Source organism: Cellvibrio polysaccharolyticus (assembly GCF_015182315.1).
Taxonomy (GTDB): Bacteria; Pseudomonadota; Gammaproteobacteria; order Pseudomonadales; family Cellvibrionaceae; genus Cellvibrio; species Cellvibrio polysaccharolyticus.
In genome coordinates this window covers 3,234,141-3,246,194 of record NZ_PRDL01000001.1, presented here as the reverse complement: position 1 = coordinate 3,246,194, position 12,054 = coordinate 3,234,141, and the positions used below count along the sequence as shown (strand labels likewise).

Here is a 12,054-nt window from a genome sequence, read left to right as displayed (position 1 = left end):
ACCGGATTATCACACGACTGACTTGCCCCTACCATGTGGTTGTGTTTGATAATCATCTGTCTCATGACTCGTCAAGGATTAACCATGACCACTTATTCTCCCGCCATTGATCAATTTACAGTTGCCAGCAGCAACCTGCGTTTTAACCGGATGGGCTACGGAGCCATGCAGCTGGCAGGGCCTCATGTGTGGGGCTGGCCAAAGGATCGAACCGCTGCGGTCGCGGTGCTGCGCGATGCTATCGAAGCTGGCATCAACCATATTGATACCGCCGATTTTTACGGACCGCATGTCACTAACCTGATTATCCGCGAAGCGCTGCACCCCTATCGGGATGATCTGGTCATTGCTACCAAGGTGGGTTTTTTACGCGGTGACGATCAGTCCTGGCAGTCGGCTGCATCGCCACACCAGTTGCGCGAGGCGGTTCATGACAACTTGCGCCATCTTCAGCTGGACGTACTCGATGTGGTAAATCTGCGGGCTCCCGGCGTAGCCGGTCCGGATGGTTCCTCCATTGCAGATTCGCTGTCTGTATTGGTGCGGTTAAAGGAAGAGGGACTGATTCGCCACATCGGGATTAGCAACGTTGATGCAGGCCAGGTTGCCGAGGCGCAAACGGTTACTGACATTGTTTGTGTACAAAACCAATACAACCTCGCGCACCGTAAAGATGATGTTTTGATTGATGCGCTGGCCGCGCAGGGCATTGCTTACGTGCCCTTTTTTCCATTGGGAGGTTTTTCGCCATTACAGTCGGATGCCTTGAGCCAGGTAGCAGGCTCACTGAATGCTACGCCGATGCAGGTAGCTCTGGCCTGGTTGCTACAAAGGGCACCAAATATACTGGTGATTCCCGGTACGTCATCCCCGGCTCATCTGCGCGAAAATATCTCGGCGGGTGCGTTGCGCCTGGATGCTGAGGCGTTGCTGGCCTTGGATAGTATCTAGCGGAATTCCTGTGAAACCCGGGCGCCATCGCCCGGGTTTTCAATCGATAATTCCCGGGTTACTCGCTACTGATGTGCCTGCGGAATTATCCAGCGATCATTAGCGGTATCGACGCTTCCGTTGAGCAGTTGAACAACCACTTTATCGACAATGCTCAGGCCAGCATCTGCCATATTTTCAAAAGAATCTATTCCGTTATTCGGAAAGCCTTTGCGGGTTCTGTGGATATTGAAACGGTTGGAAAAGGTTTGGCCGAAGGCGGCTTCAATATTCTCTTTGCCGTACATAAAACCTAATAGCCCGCCCCAGGTTGCCGTGGGGTTATCGGAATCCCAGCCGGTGAGGGCGCCAATTTTTATGGTTTCTTTTAAGTCGCCTTCGCCATAAAAAAGGCTTACAAGGCTTGCCGCGAAATTGATGCCTGCAGCAAAGCAGCCATTGCAGTACAAATTCCGCGAGGTGATGTCGTAGCCGTCTTGCTGCTGTTGCTGGTATCTCGCATAAATCGCATCGCGGGTTTCTTCCCAGGGTGTTTTGGCGAGGTACAGGTTTTTTACAAAGTCATACATTGCTGCCGGGTATTGCCCTTCGGGTAATCCTTTTCTCGCCTGTTCGGCCATCCAGAAGGTTTGCTCTTTTATCGGTTTGGATTTATCCACAGCAGAGGCCAGCGAATACATCACGATGTAAAAATTGGCAATATCGGCGGCTTCTTTATCCGCTACGGTTCTCACCGGCAGCTCGCCCATTTTCAGCGCGGCGTCTGGCCGCGCCGGGGCAAAAAATCCGAAAATTTCGGTGGTGAGCTGCGCATCGATCATGTCGTAATGATTATTAAGTTGATGGCTGCCGGTGTGCGGCGGCAGAACGCCGTCTTTCATCAAATCAAACGCTTTTTGGTTGGCAACCCAGAGAAAGTTTTCATAATTTCCCTCCGGGTCGCGGCCAAAAGGTGTCGGTTCTTTGTCGGAGTAAATATGGTTAAACCAGCCATCGCGGATTTGTTCCGGCGTCAAGATGACCGAGGCGCTGTCTTTTAACAGGTGCTGATAAATGTATTCAATATCGGTGTCGTCATCAGAGCCCCAAATGCCGTCCGGGCCAACCAGCACAAAATCAATGGTTGCAGAAAGATTGCTCGGCACACCTTGCCCCCAAATACTGGGTTGATCCGGCTTGCCCCAATCGTCGCGGGTATAAAAGGGCCCGGTTTTTATCGCGCCGATATCGCCGATTTTATCCATCTCGGTAACCAGTCCGGTCCAGTTGGCAATGCATTGCCCCAGCCAGAAACCATAAAGCGCATCGCGGTATTCGCTGCGGGAAATCTCAATGGTTGTTGGTGGGTTTGTGGTCTGCTCTTTTTCTGCAAGGGCAGATTTTTCCGGCGAGGCGGCGCAGCCGGATAACAAGCAATATCCGGACAGTAAAAGACAAGCGGTCAGGTAACGCATAGGTTTTATTCCTGCGGGTTTTTATTCAACAGGCGGTTGCTCATAATGTGTACGGCGATGGGTGGTTCAAGAGCTGTCTGCTGAATGCGTCTATTAGGGTTATAATCGCCGATAATAGCAGCATCCATCGCCATTTGGCTTTCCCTTTCCGGCATATTCCTATGGGCACACCACGTCAACATAAAGATAAAACAGCAACAGCTTCAAAAAGCCTGCACCCGAGGAATATCCACAACCAGGGTTATGACTTTCCCGCTCTGGTAAAAAGCCATCCGCCCCTGGCGGCTTATGTGAAACCAAACGCTTACGGTAATCTTTCTATCGAGTTTGCTGACCCGCTGGCAGTGAAATCTTTAAATGCTGCGCTGTTAAGGCACCACTATGGCATTGTTGGTTGGGAGCTGCCGGAAGGTGCGCTTTGCCCACCGATTCCCGGCCGTGCGGATTACATACATTATGTGGCCGATTTACTGGTAGCCGCTGAGCGTGCCGGCAATTCGCTTAACGCCAAACCGGCAGTTCGCTTGCTTGATATCGGCACCGGGGCTAATGGCATATATCCGCTATTGGCTTGCAAAATATACGGCTGGCAATGCGTGGGCAGCGACATTAATGCGCAATCGCTGGAAAACGTCGCTGCGATTATTGCTAACAACCCGGATTTGAAAGAGCGTTTCACGCTGCGTAAACAAGCCGATAAAAACCATATTTTTCAGGGAATCATTCAGCCTGGCGAATTTTTTGATGTCAGCGTATGCAACCCGCCTTTTCATGAGTCGCTGCAAGAAGCGCTAAAAGGCAGCCAGCGCAAGCTGGATAACCTTGCGCGCAATCGCGGTAATGTGCGCGGCAATAAAAACAGCGCTACTAACGCATCATCAGCCAATTCGCCGACGCTGAATTTTGGTGGTCTTGAAGCGGAGTTGTGGTGCAATGGCGGTGAGCAACTGTTTCTTAAAAAAATGATTCAGGAAAGCAAGTTGTTTGCAGCGCAATGCCGCTGGTTTACCAGCCTGGTTTCCAAAGCCGACAACCTGAAACCCGCTAAAAAGTTGCTGGCTAAAACCGGTGCACTGGATGTGCGCGAAATAGAAATGGTGCAGGGTAATAAAATTACCCGAATACTGGCGTGGACGTTTATGTAAAAATTTTGGTGATGGTTTCTGAAAAAAACCGCCCCGCTTTTTATTCCCACCGCTCCACAATTTCAATATCTGCAATGTAATCTTCCGGTGCCGGTTGGTCATTTAACAATGCGCTCATGCCGGTCAGCGCGGCCTGCACCAGGTCGTCTTCATTCTGGCGGGCGGCGTAAAGCCGGTTGGGTAAAAAGTCCAGCATGGTGTGATCATCGAAGGTGCCCAGCGTCATGCTTTCTGGGATCTGCCGCAGCTGCTGGCGCACCGCAGACAGCGCGCCTTCAAAAACCGGCAGTGATGACGTCAGTAAAATATCCGGCACGCCTCGTCCTTCTGCCAGCCACTGCAACATCAATTGTTTGCCATCTTCATCGCGATTGCTGGGGCTTTCCAGCAAGGTTACCTGGCTGCGTTTGATGCCGTGATTTTTCAACGCCTGCTTGAAGCCTTTTAAACGGGCGGCGATGGTGGGTAATTGCGGGTTGCCAATCAAAAACACAATATTCGGCTTGCCGGTAATCGCGGTCAACAGTTTGTGCGTGAGCTGTTCGCCGCTGCTTTCGTTGTTGCTCATGACCAGCGGCAGTTTGGCTTTGAAGTCCCGGTCGAGCACCAGGGTGCGGTTTTCGAAGCGGGTTTGGCAGTGCTTCAAGCTGTTTTTATCGCTGGGAACAATAAACAAACCATCCACGTTGCGCTGCTTGAAGGTGTCTATCAAATGGATTTGAGTGTCCGGGTCGTTATGGCAGCAAGACACCATCAATTGCAGCCCGGCGTTGCGGCAGCGAATCTCCAGCTTTTCAGCCAGCGCCGCGAAAAACGGGTTGGAAAGCCGCGGAATGATCAGCCCCAGGGTATCGGTGCGCTGCAACTTCAGGCTGCGGGCAGTGTAGTTGAGGGCGTAGCCATGCTCGTCGGTGTAATCGCGAATACGCTTCTCGGTGCGCTCGCTAATGCGGTACTGCCGGGCCTTGCCGGATAGCACCAGCCGTACGGTGGTGATGGATATTTCCAGCTCGGAGGCGATTTCGTCGACCGTTTTAGCCATGGTTCCCTTTCTTCTGTGTTTCACGGTTTTGGCGATTAAGCCAGTGCTAACTCGAGTTTGCAACAAAAATATTTACTGTTTCAGTGATTGCTTTTGTCATTTTATTCGTGATAAATTTTTTGCTAACTCGAATTAGCTTTATTTCAACAATAAATCAGATGATCAACCGGAGTAACTCCATGGCCCTCGCTGTACATTTGCCACCCTTGCCAGCCGTACAAACCTGCGCTGAAAACGACATTTTTATGATTAACAGCGGTGACTTGCGCGATTCTGCCAATCTCACCTGCTGGCCGGTACAGCAGGCTTGCGAGCAAAAACTGGCCGAGGTATTCAAGGATCAGTTCGGTTACAACCTGCGCCGCGCCATGCCGGTGGAAGAGGGGCGTGGCCACGGTTTTATCGCCAGCCAGCGTGAAGGTTCGGATATTTGCGCTTCCATTCCTGCCGATGCGCCGCTGGTGGTGATGCTGGCGGTATGGCAATACTCCCACCATGTGGCGGTGAGCCTGGCGCACCACAAAGGCCCGATTCTGCTGATTGCCAACTTCGACGGCACCTGGCCGGGGCTGGTCGGTTTGCTCTGCCTGAGCGGTTCGTTGACCAGTATCGGGGTGAAGCATTCGCGCCTTTGGTCAGAAAAGTTTGAAGACGACTTCTTCCTGCAAAAACTGCAAGAGTGGATTGATCACAAAGCCATCCAGCACGACACCAGCCACCTGAAACCGCTGTCTGCCAGCGATGCCTTTGTGCAGGGCGCTGCTGCGGACGCCGGGCGTGAGGTGGCTGCCTGGAGCCTGCGTCACAAAGAAATCATGGGGCTGTTCGATACTTTCTGCATGGGCATGATCAACGGCGTATTCCCGCAAAAAGCATTGATGGACATCGCCATGCCGCTGGAAGGCCTGTCGCAATCGGCGCTGGTGTATGAAATGAGCCTGGTCACGGACGCCGAGCGGGACGAGTGCTTGCGCTGGTACGAAGAGCGCGGCATGCAATTCCAGTACGGTAGCGATTCTGCCACTGAACTGACCCGCGACCAGGTGCTGGAACAGTGCGCTATGATGATTGCCATGGCCCGCTTTACCGAGCGTTTCGGCCTTACCTGTGTGGGTGTGCAATACCAGCAGGGCTTGAAAGATGTTTGCGCCGCCTCCGACTTTGCCGAAGGGGCGCTGGGTTCTACCGAACGTTTCCCGATTCGAAACGCGCAAGGGCAGGTGATTCGCGAAGGCAAGCCGATCCCGGTGATCAACGAAGTGGATATGGGCACCGCCATTCCGCAAACGCTGCTGTTCCGTTTGCTCGACAGCGTAGGCCTGAATGCTGAAACCACGTTGCACGATATTCGCTGGGGCAGCGAATACGAAGGCACTTTTTATTGGGATTTCGAAATTTCCGGCGCGGTGCCTTTCTCGCACATTAAGGGCGGCATTGCCGGTGCTATCGGTTATCGCCAGCCAGCGATGTTCTTCCCGCGTGGTGGTTCCACCATTGGCGGACAGTGTAAGGCGGGTGCTTTCCTGTGGGCGCGGGCGCATTACGAAGGCACCGATGTGCATCTGCATATTGGCAGCGGTACCGCCGTTGAATTACCTCAGGCCGAATTCCAGCGCCGCTCACAAGCGACCACGCCGCAGTGGCCGTTGATGAACGCGGTGCTGCACGGTGTGGATCGCGACCAGTTAATGGCCGGGCATCAGAGTAACCACATTACCCTGGCTTATGTGCCGGAAAATCAGCTGGAAGAATTATTGCGTGCGTTTGCTGCACAGGCACTGGCGCATGGTATGAAGGTTTATTTGACCGGTTCTGCAGTAGCCGGGGAGCGCCATTAATGCATAGCGACAATATTTTTGAAGGTGTTTGGCCGGTTATGCTGACGCCGTTTGATCAGCGCGGTGAGGTGGATTTTCGCAGCCTTGAGCGCCTGATCAACTGGTACATTGATGCCGGTGTGCACGGCTTGTTTGCGCTCTGCCAGTCCAGCGAAATTTTTGCCCTCAGCGATCGTGAAAAATTGCTGATTGGCAAATTCGTGCTGGATATCGCCGATGGCCGTGTGCCAGTGGTGGTATCCGGTCACACCGCTGAATCGGTTGCTGAGCAACGCGAGCAGATGTTGCGCATGGAGGAGTTGGGTGCGGCGGCGCTGATTTTTATTTCCAATCGCTTTGCCACGCCGTTTCAATCCGACGATATCTGGCTGGATAACCTCCGCCAGGTTACCGGTGATTTGAAGCGGGAAACCAAACTCGGTTTTTATGAATGTCCGGCGCCGTACAAACGTTTGCTAACGCCGAAAATTTTGTCCTGGTGCCTGGAAGACGGTCGCTACCGCGCCATCAAAGACACCTGCTGCAATATCGACACCATTCGCCAGCGGCTGGTACAAACCGAAGGCAGCTCGCTGCGTTTGTTGAATGCCAACACCACAACCTTGTTGTCGTCACTGCAAGCCGGTGCTGCCGGTTACAGCGGCGTGATGGCGAATTTTCACCCGGCGCTGTACGTCTGGCTGTATGAAAATTACCGCACGCATCCCGAGGCGGCGTTGCAGCTTTCCCAGGCATTGACCACCGCATCCATGGCGGAGCATTTGCACTACCCGGTTTGCGCCAAGCACTGGCAAACCACCCTGGGTAACTTCGCCACCACTGTTACGCGTGTGCGCCCGGCCGAGCCGTTTGTGCGCGACCAGGCCCAGTGTGCAACGATTGAACAAATGCAGGCGTTGGTGGAAACCCTGGCGCAGCAGTGGTTGTAGTAGCATAACGCCGGTCATAATCATAACGAGAGAGCGTCCATGCAGTTTAAAAAATGGCTGATCCTGGCGGTGTGTGTTATCGCCATGGTCAGTACCGCGGTGAGTGCTGAAGATTTTCCGGCGCAGCCCATCACTATTATTGTGCCTAACGCCCCCGGTGGCGGTACGGATATCAGTACGCGTGGTCTGGTACGGGTTGCCGAAAAATATTTACCGGCGCAAATTCGCGTGGTTAATCGCTCCGGTGCGTCCGGTATTGTGGGCACGCTCACCGCATCGCGGGCAAAACCTGATGGTTACACGCTGGTGATGGCGACGGTGGAATTGGCGATTCTGCCGCACCTGCGCCGCTCTCCCATGAGTTATAAAAATTTCGATTTTCTGGTCGCGCCCATTGCTGAGCCGGGCGCGCTCATTGTCAACAGCAAAAGCCCTTTTAACAGCGTTGAAGAATTTATGGCCTACGCGCGCCAGCACCCGGGGAAATTGCGCGTGGGTAATTCCGGCATTGGTTCCATCTGGCATTTGTCGGCGATGTCTTTAAAAGACCATTACGCTGTGAAATTTGTTGATGTGCCTTACAGTGGTGGCAGTGCAGAAGCCATTGTTGCTTTGGTCGGCGGGCATATTGATGCGGTCACCGTAGGCCCCGCTAACGCAACCGCGCAAATTGCTGCCGGTCAATTGAAATTGCTCGGCGTAATGAATGACAGCCGCATGCCGCTCTACCCCGAGGTGCCTACGTTTAAAGAGCTGGGTACTGACCTTACCATTCGCGCCTGGGCCGCGTTGGGTGTTCCCAAGGGTGTGCCTGAATCGCGCCGTTTGATTTTGCAGCAGGCTTTTTCCAAAGCATTGCAAGACCCGGAGTATGTGGATTATATGGCGCGGCAGGGCATCGTCGTTAACACCGCCGATACCGCCGCCGTTAATGCCATGATTAAAGAAGACGATGCCTTTTATAAAACTCTGGTTGAGGGGCTCGGCGTACAATGACATTTTCTCCCGCTATTGCCGAACGCATTACCGCCGGTGTGCTGTTATTCATTGCCGCCGCGGTACTCCTCTACGCCATCGGTTTTGAAACCGTATTAACCGATCCGCTGGGGCCGATGTTTTTGCCGCGCGCCATGGCCGTGTTGTTGCTGATTTGCGCGCTGGTTTTATTATGGCGCTCCTTTCGCAAACCGGAACAGCCTGTTGCCGCTGCCGAACCGGAAGCCAGCGCTGCGGAAATTTTTGCTGAAAAGCCGTCTGGCGAAAAAGCGCCTGCTGAAGAACCGAATGTATTAACTGAGGTAAATGATGCGGCTCCTGCATCGAATCGTTACATCGCCTGGTTATTACCCCTGCTTACCCTGTTGTATATTCCGGCGCTGGCATGGGCCGGTTTTTTAATAGCCACCTTTTTTATGTTGATGGCGCTGGCTTTGTTTATGCCGTCGCCCCGTCCATCACTGTTCAAACCATCCATTAACTGGCGAGCCTTGCTGCACATCGCCGCAGTTTCTGCGGCCATTACGCTGGCGATTTATGTGTTGTTCCTGCAGGTGCTGGGAGTGCCTTTACCATGATGGATATGATCACCTCCTTGCTCACCTGGAGCAGCGTGCTGGCAGCGGTTTGCGGTGTACTGATCGGGATTATTCTCGGCGCCTTGCCGGGCTTGTCTGTCACCATGGCGGTGGCCTTGTTGTTTCCGCTGACGCTGGGCATGAACAGTGCAGACGGCATTATTATGCTGCTCGGTATTTATGTTGGCGGCATTTACGGTGGCTCAATTCCGGCGATTTTATTAAACACGCCTGGCACACCGGCGTCGGTAGTTACCTGCTTTGAAGGCTACCCCATGACACAACGGGGCGAGGGCGATAAAGCGCTGGCGATATCCACACTGGCCACTTTTGTGGGAGGCACACTGAGCGCACTGGTGCTGATTTTTCTCGCGCCCGTATTCGCCACCTTCGCGCTGAAATTTTCTGCACCGGAATTTTTTGCGCTGGCGGCGCTTGGGCTTTCTGCGATTATTTTGATCAGCTCTGACAACCCGGTAAAAGGCATTATTGGCGGCGCGCTGGGTTTATTGTTATCCACTGTGGGCGTGGATGCCTTTACCGGTTATACCCGTTTTACTTTCGATAATTTTTATCTGCTGGGCGGCATTTCTTTTGTGCCGGTATTGATTGGCTTGTTTGCCTTTTCTGCCTTGATGACCAGCTACCTGCAACCGCCATCTTCCATTCCTAAAAATGCGGTAAAGCCGGTTTCCATTCGCGGCACCTTATCGCATTTGAAAGTGGGCAAGCGCCTCAAGTGGCCGATGTTTCGTTCCGGTTTAATTGGCACTTTTGTCGGCTCCGTGCCCGGTGCCGGTGGTGATGTTGCCGCATTTCTTTCCTACACCGAAGCCAAACGCGTCAGCAAAGAGCCGGAAACGTTTGGTAAAGGCAACCTCGACGGTTTGGCCTCTGCCGAAAGCGCCAACAATGCCGTTACCGGTGGTGCAATGGTGCCTTTATTAACGCTTGGTATTCCTGGCGATACCGTCGCAGCGGTTATTCTCGGGGCCTTTATGGTGCACGGACTGCAACCCGGCCCCTTGCTGTTTCAGGATCACGCACAAACCGTGTACATGATATTCGCCGGTTTATTACTGATCAACCTGCTGGTATTAATTTTCGGTTTGCTCGGCGTGCGTTTATTCTCGCGTTTAAATCAGGTGCCGCTGCACTGGTTAAACCCGGTCATTCTTATTCTGTGCGTGGTCGGTGCCTACAGCGTCAACAACACCTTATTCGATGTTGGCGTTATGCTGGTCAGCGGTATCGTCGGTTACTTTTTAATTCGCCAGGGCTTTGGCGTTGCGCCCATCGTGTTGGGCATGGTGCTTGGGCCGCTGCTGGAATCGAATTTGCGCCGCATGTTTATTCTCTACGATCAGGGTGCCTGGATTTTACTGGAACGCCCCATCGCCTTAACCTTTTTGACACTCATGGCGCTGCTGTTTTTACTGCCTCTGCTGCGTCGTGTCTGGCGTGCCCGTCGCGCCCGCTAACCGTTTTCCCATAATAAATTGAGAGGTATCAACCATGTTACTTACACTGTCTTCACGCCGAACGGCCACGCGCTCTGTGCCGGTTAGCAAACGTGTAACAACATTTTGTGCCGGCATCCTCGCCGCCGCTATATTAAGCGGCTGCGCCGTGCAATCCTCATCGCCAACCGCCAATAAAGGCGAACCGGTATCCGCCATCTTATCGGCACAAATGATTGACGGCGATGCAACTTATCCACAAGCGCATGCCTCGAGCATTGCCGAAACTCTGGACGGAAAACTGGTCGCGACCTGGTTTGCCGGTGTGCACGAACGCCATCCGAATGTCGGTATTTATATTGCCCATTTTGAAAATGGCAGCTGGCAAAAAGCGGTGGAAGTCGCCAACGGCAAACAGCCGGACGGCACATTCCAACCGACCTGGAACCCGGTGTTATTCCAGCCGGAAGTAGGTGACTTGCTGCTGTTCTACAAAGTCGGCCCCAACCCGCGTGAATGGTGGGGCATGGTAATGCGCTCAGCTGACGGCGGCCGCACCTGGGGCACACCGGAGCGTTTGCCGGACGGCATTCTCGGCCCGATTAAAAACAAACCTATCGTCACCAACGACGGCAGCTGGCTGTCACCTTCCAGTTCGGAAACCATGGAAGTGTGGCACATGCATTTTGAACGCAGCAAAGACCAGGGAAAAACCTGGACCAAAAGCGAAATGGTAAATCGCGGCCCGGGTATTGATGCTATTCAGCCAAGTGTTCTGGTACACGCCGATGGCCGTATGCAAGCTGTCGCCCGCACCAAACAGGGCGCACTGGCATCCGCCTGGTCCAGCGACCGCGGCATTACCTGGACACCGGTTTCTGCTATTGATTTGCCAAACCCGAGTTCGGGTACTGATGCGGTAACTTTGAAAGATGGTCGTCATTTAATTATTTACAATCATTCCGCCCACCGTCCGGATACTCCTGGCAAAGGCGTTCGTTATCCGTTGAACCTGGCAATTTCTGATGATGGCATTAGCTGGACTCCGATTTTAACGTTGGAAGATAAACCTCTGGTTTCCGGTTATGCCTACCCGGCGATGATTCAAAGCGCCGATGGTTTGGTGCATTTAACTTACACATGGGATCGCAAACGTATCAAACACGTAGTGGTTGATCCGGCGAAGCTTTGATTATTTGATAGAGGCAGTTTGGGGGTTATTGAAACGGGAGATGTTATACCGACCGTTTGCCGTCAGAATGTTTGTTTCAAATACGCATAAATACATCCATGTAGCTCCATCAAGCCAACGGCAACTGCTCCTGCGTTGCTCTAACTTCCGCCATCCATGGCGGTCGTCCATGGCTTGAAGGCTTTGAAACAAACATCCTGACGGCAAACTACATTGTGCGTATCTTGAGTAATCGTGCGGCATAAATTTCGTCCAACTGTGTTTCTCTCAACTTCGGAATATACAGATTCTCTTCTTTATATAATCTGGGATTGAAGGCTTTAACAAAGAAATCTAAATATCCCATCTAAGGGATGAGTTGGCATTCCGTTTTTTCTTATAAGGTTTGCTTCGCTCCAATGCGAGTTTGCCGTCGGGATAAGAGCGTTTCGACACCTTGCAAGCCATGGATGGCTTGCGGAGCTACATG

11 protein-coding genes are annotated in these 12,054 nt (G+C 52.9%); 8 read left to right on the top strand and 3 right to left on the bottom strand.

Annotated elements, in window-relative coordinates:
- The first annotated feature begins 84 nt into the window (after positions 1–84).
- A complete protein-coding gene (locus tag C4F51_RS13740; protein ID WP_193910719.1) occupies positions 85–951 on the top strand; it encodes an oxidoreductase in 867 nt (288 codons plus the stop codon).
- Positions 952–1,016: 65 nt separating this feature from the next.
- Here the strand turns inward: C4F51_RS13740 and C4F51_RS13735 are convergent, their stop codons facing one another.
- Both C4F51_RS13735 and C4F51_RS18270 read right to left on the bottom strand, forming a co-directional pair.
- Complete coding sequence (locus C4F51_RS13735; RefSeq protein WP_193910717.1) at positions 1,017–2,405, bottom strand: ADP-ribosylglycohydrolase family protein; 1,389 nt, start codon at positions 2,403–2,405, stop codon at positions 1,017–1,019.
- A gap of 5 nt (positions 2,406–2,410) precedes the next feature.
- Positions 2,411–2,539: a hypothetical protein gene (locus C4F51_RS18270; protein WP_268905040.1), complete on the bottom strand. Its 129-nt coding sequence runs from the start codon at positions 2,537–2,539 to the stop codon at positions 2,411–2,413.
- Positions 2,540–2,566: 27 nt separating this feature from the next.
- Between C4F51_RS18270 and rlmF the strand changes: the two genes are divergently transcribed.
- On the top strand, positions 2,567–3,550 hold the full coding sequence (gene rlmF, locus C4F51_RS13730) for a 23S rRNA (adenine(1618)-N(6))-methyltransferase RlmF (RefSeq protein WP_193910715.1): 984 nt from the start codon (positions 2,567–2,569) through the stop codon (positions 3,548–3,550).
- A 40-nt stretch (positions 3,551–3,590) separates the two neighbouring features.
- Here the strand turns inward: rlmF and C4F51_RS13725 are convergent, their stop codons facing one another.
- Entirely contained in the window at positions 3,591–4,592 is a 1,002-nt protein-coding gene (locus C4F51_RS13725) for a LacI family DNA-binding transcriptional regulator (RefSeq protein ID WP_193910713.1), read from the bottom strand.
- Positions 4,593–4,771: 179 nt separating this feature from the next.
- Between C4F51_RS13725 and C4F51_RS13720 the strand changes: the two genes are divergently transcribed.
- From C4F51_RS13720 to C4F51_RS13695, 6 genes are read left to right on the top strand one after another with little or no spacing between them, the layout of a single operon-like run.
- The gene (locus tag C4F51_RS13720) at positions 4,772–6,430 is read left to right on the top strand and encodes a signal transduction protein (protein ID WP_193910711.1); all 1,659 of its coding nucleotides are present in this window, start codon (positions 4,772–4,774) and stop codon (positions 6,428–6,430) included.
- Entirely contained in the window at positions 6,430–7,359 is a 930-nt protein-coding gene (locus C4F51_RS13715) for a dihydrodipicolinate synthase family protein (RefSeq protein ID WP_193910709.1), read from the top strand. The genes C4F51_RS13720 and C4F51_RS13715 overlap by 1 nt, the downstream gene beginning before the upstream one ends.
- Positions 7,360–7,398: 39 nt before the next feature.
- On the top strand, positions 7,399–8,355 hold the full coding sequence (locus C4F51_RS13710) for a Bug family tripartite tricarboxylate transporter substrate binding protein (protein ID WP_193910707.1): 957 nt from the start codon (positions 7,399–7,401) through the stop codon (positions 8,353–8,355).
- Entirely contained in the window at positions 8,352–8,933 is a 582-nt protein-coding gene (locus C4F51_RS13705; RefSeq protein WP_193910705.1) for a tripartite tricarboxylate transporter TctB family protein, read from the top strand. Before C4F51_RS13710 ends, C4F51_RS13705 begins: the two co-directional genes overlap by 4 nt.
- Positions 8,930–10,414 carry a tripartite tricarboxylate transporter permease gene (locus C4F51_RS13700; RefSeq protein WP_193910703.1) on the top strand — a complete coding sequence of 495 codons (1,485 nt, stop codon included), beginning with the start codon at positions 8,930–8,932 and terminating at the stop codon, positions 10,412–10,414. Before C4F51_RS13705 ends, C4F51_RS13700 begins: the two co-directional genes overlap by 4 nt.
- A 34-nt stretch (positions 10,415–10,448) precedes the next feature.
- Positions 10,449–11,585, top strand: coding sequence for a sialidase family protein (locus tag C4F51_RS13695; protein ID WP_193910701.1), 1,137 nt, complete (start codon positions 10,449–10,451; stop codon positions 11,583–11,585).
- The last annotated feature ends 469 nt before the right edge of the window (positions 11,586–12,054 follow it).

What these genes read in the sequence shown, in the direction of transcription:
- C4F51_RS13740 (WP_193910719.1), top strand. Translation starts at nt 85, where the DNA reads ATGACCACTTATTCTCCCGCCATTGATCAATTTACAGTTGCCAGCAGC.
- C4F51_RS13735 (WP_193910717.1), bottom strand. Translation starts at nt 2,405, where the DNA reads ATGCGTTACCTGACCGCTTGTCTTTTACTGTCCGGATATTGCTTGTTA.
- C4F51_RS18270 (WP_268905040.1), bottom strand. Translation starts at nt 2,539, where the DNA reads ATGGCGATGGATGCTGCTATTATCGGCGATTATAACCCTAATAGACGC.
- rlmF (WP_193910715.1), top strand. Translation starts at nt 2,567, where the DNA reads ATGGGCACACCACGTCAACATAAAGATAAAACAGCAACAGCTTCAAAA.
- C4F51_RS13725 (WP_193910713.1), bottom strand. Translation starts at nt 4,592, where the DNA reads ATGGCTAAAACGGTCGACGAAATCGCCTCCGAGCTGGAAATATCCATC.
- C4F51_RS13720 (WP_193910711.1), top strand. Translation starts at nt 4,772, where the DNA reads ATGGCCCTCGCTGTACATTTGCCACCCTTGCCAGCCGTACAAACCTGC.
- C4F51_RS13715 (WP_193910709.1), top strand. Translation starts at nt 6,430, where the DNA reads ATGCATAGCGACAATATTTTTGAAGGTGTTTGGCCGGTTATGCTGACG.
- C4F51_RS13710 (WP_193910707.1), top strand. Translation starts at nt 7,399, where the DNA reads ATGCAGTTTAAAAAATGGCTGATCCTGGCGGTGTGTGTTATCGCCATG.
- C4F51_RS13705 (WP_193910705.1), top strand. Translation starts at nt 8,352, where the DNA reads ATGACATTTTCTCCCGCTATTGCCGAACGCATTACCGCCGGTGTGCTG.
- C4F51_RS13700 (WP_193910703.1), top strand. Translation starts at nt 8,930, where the DNA reads ATGATGGATATGATCACCTCCTTGCTCACCTGGAGCAGCGTGCTGGCA.
- C4F51_RS13695 (WP_193910701.1), top strand. Translation starts at nt 10,449, where the DNA reads ATGTTACTTACACTGTCTTCACGCCGAACGGCCACGCGCTCTGTGCCG.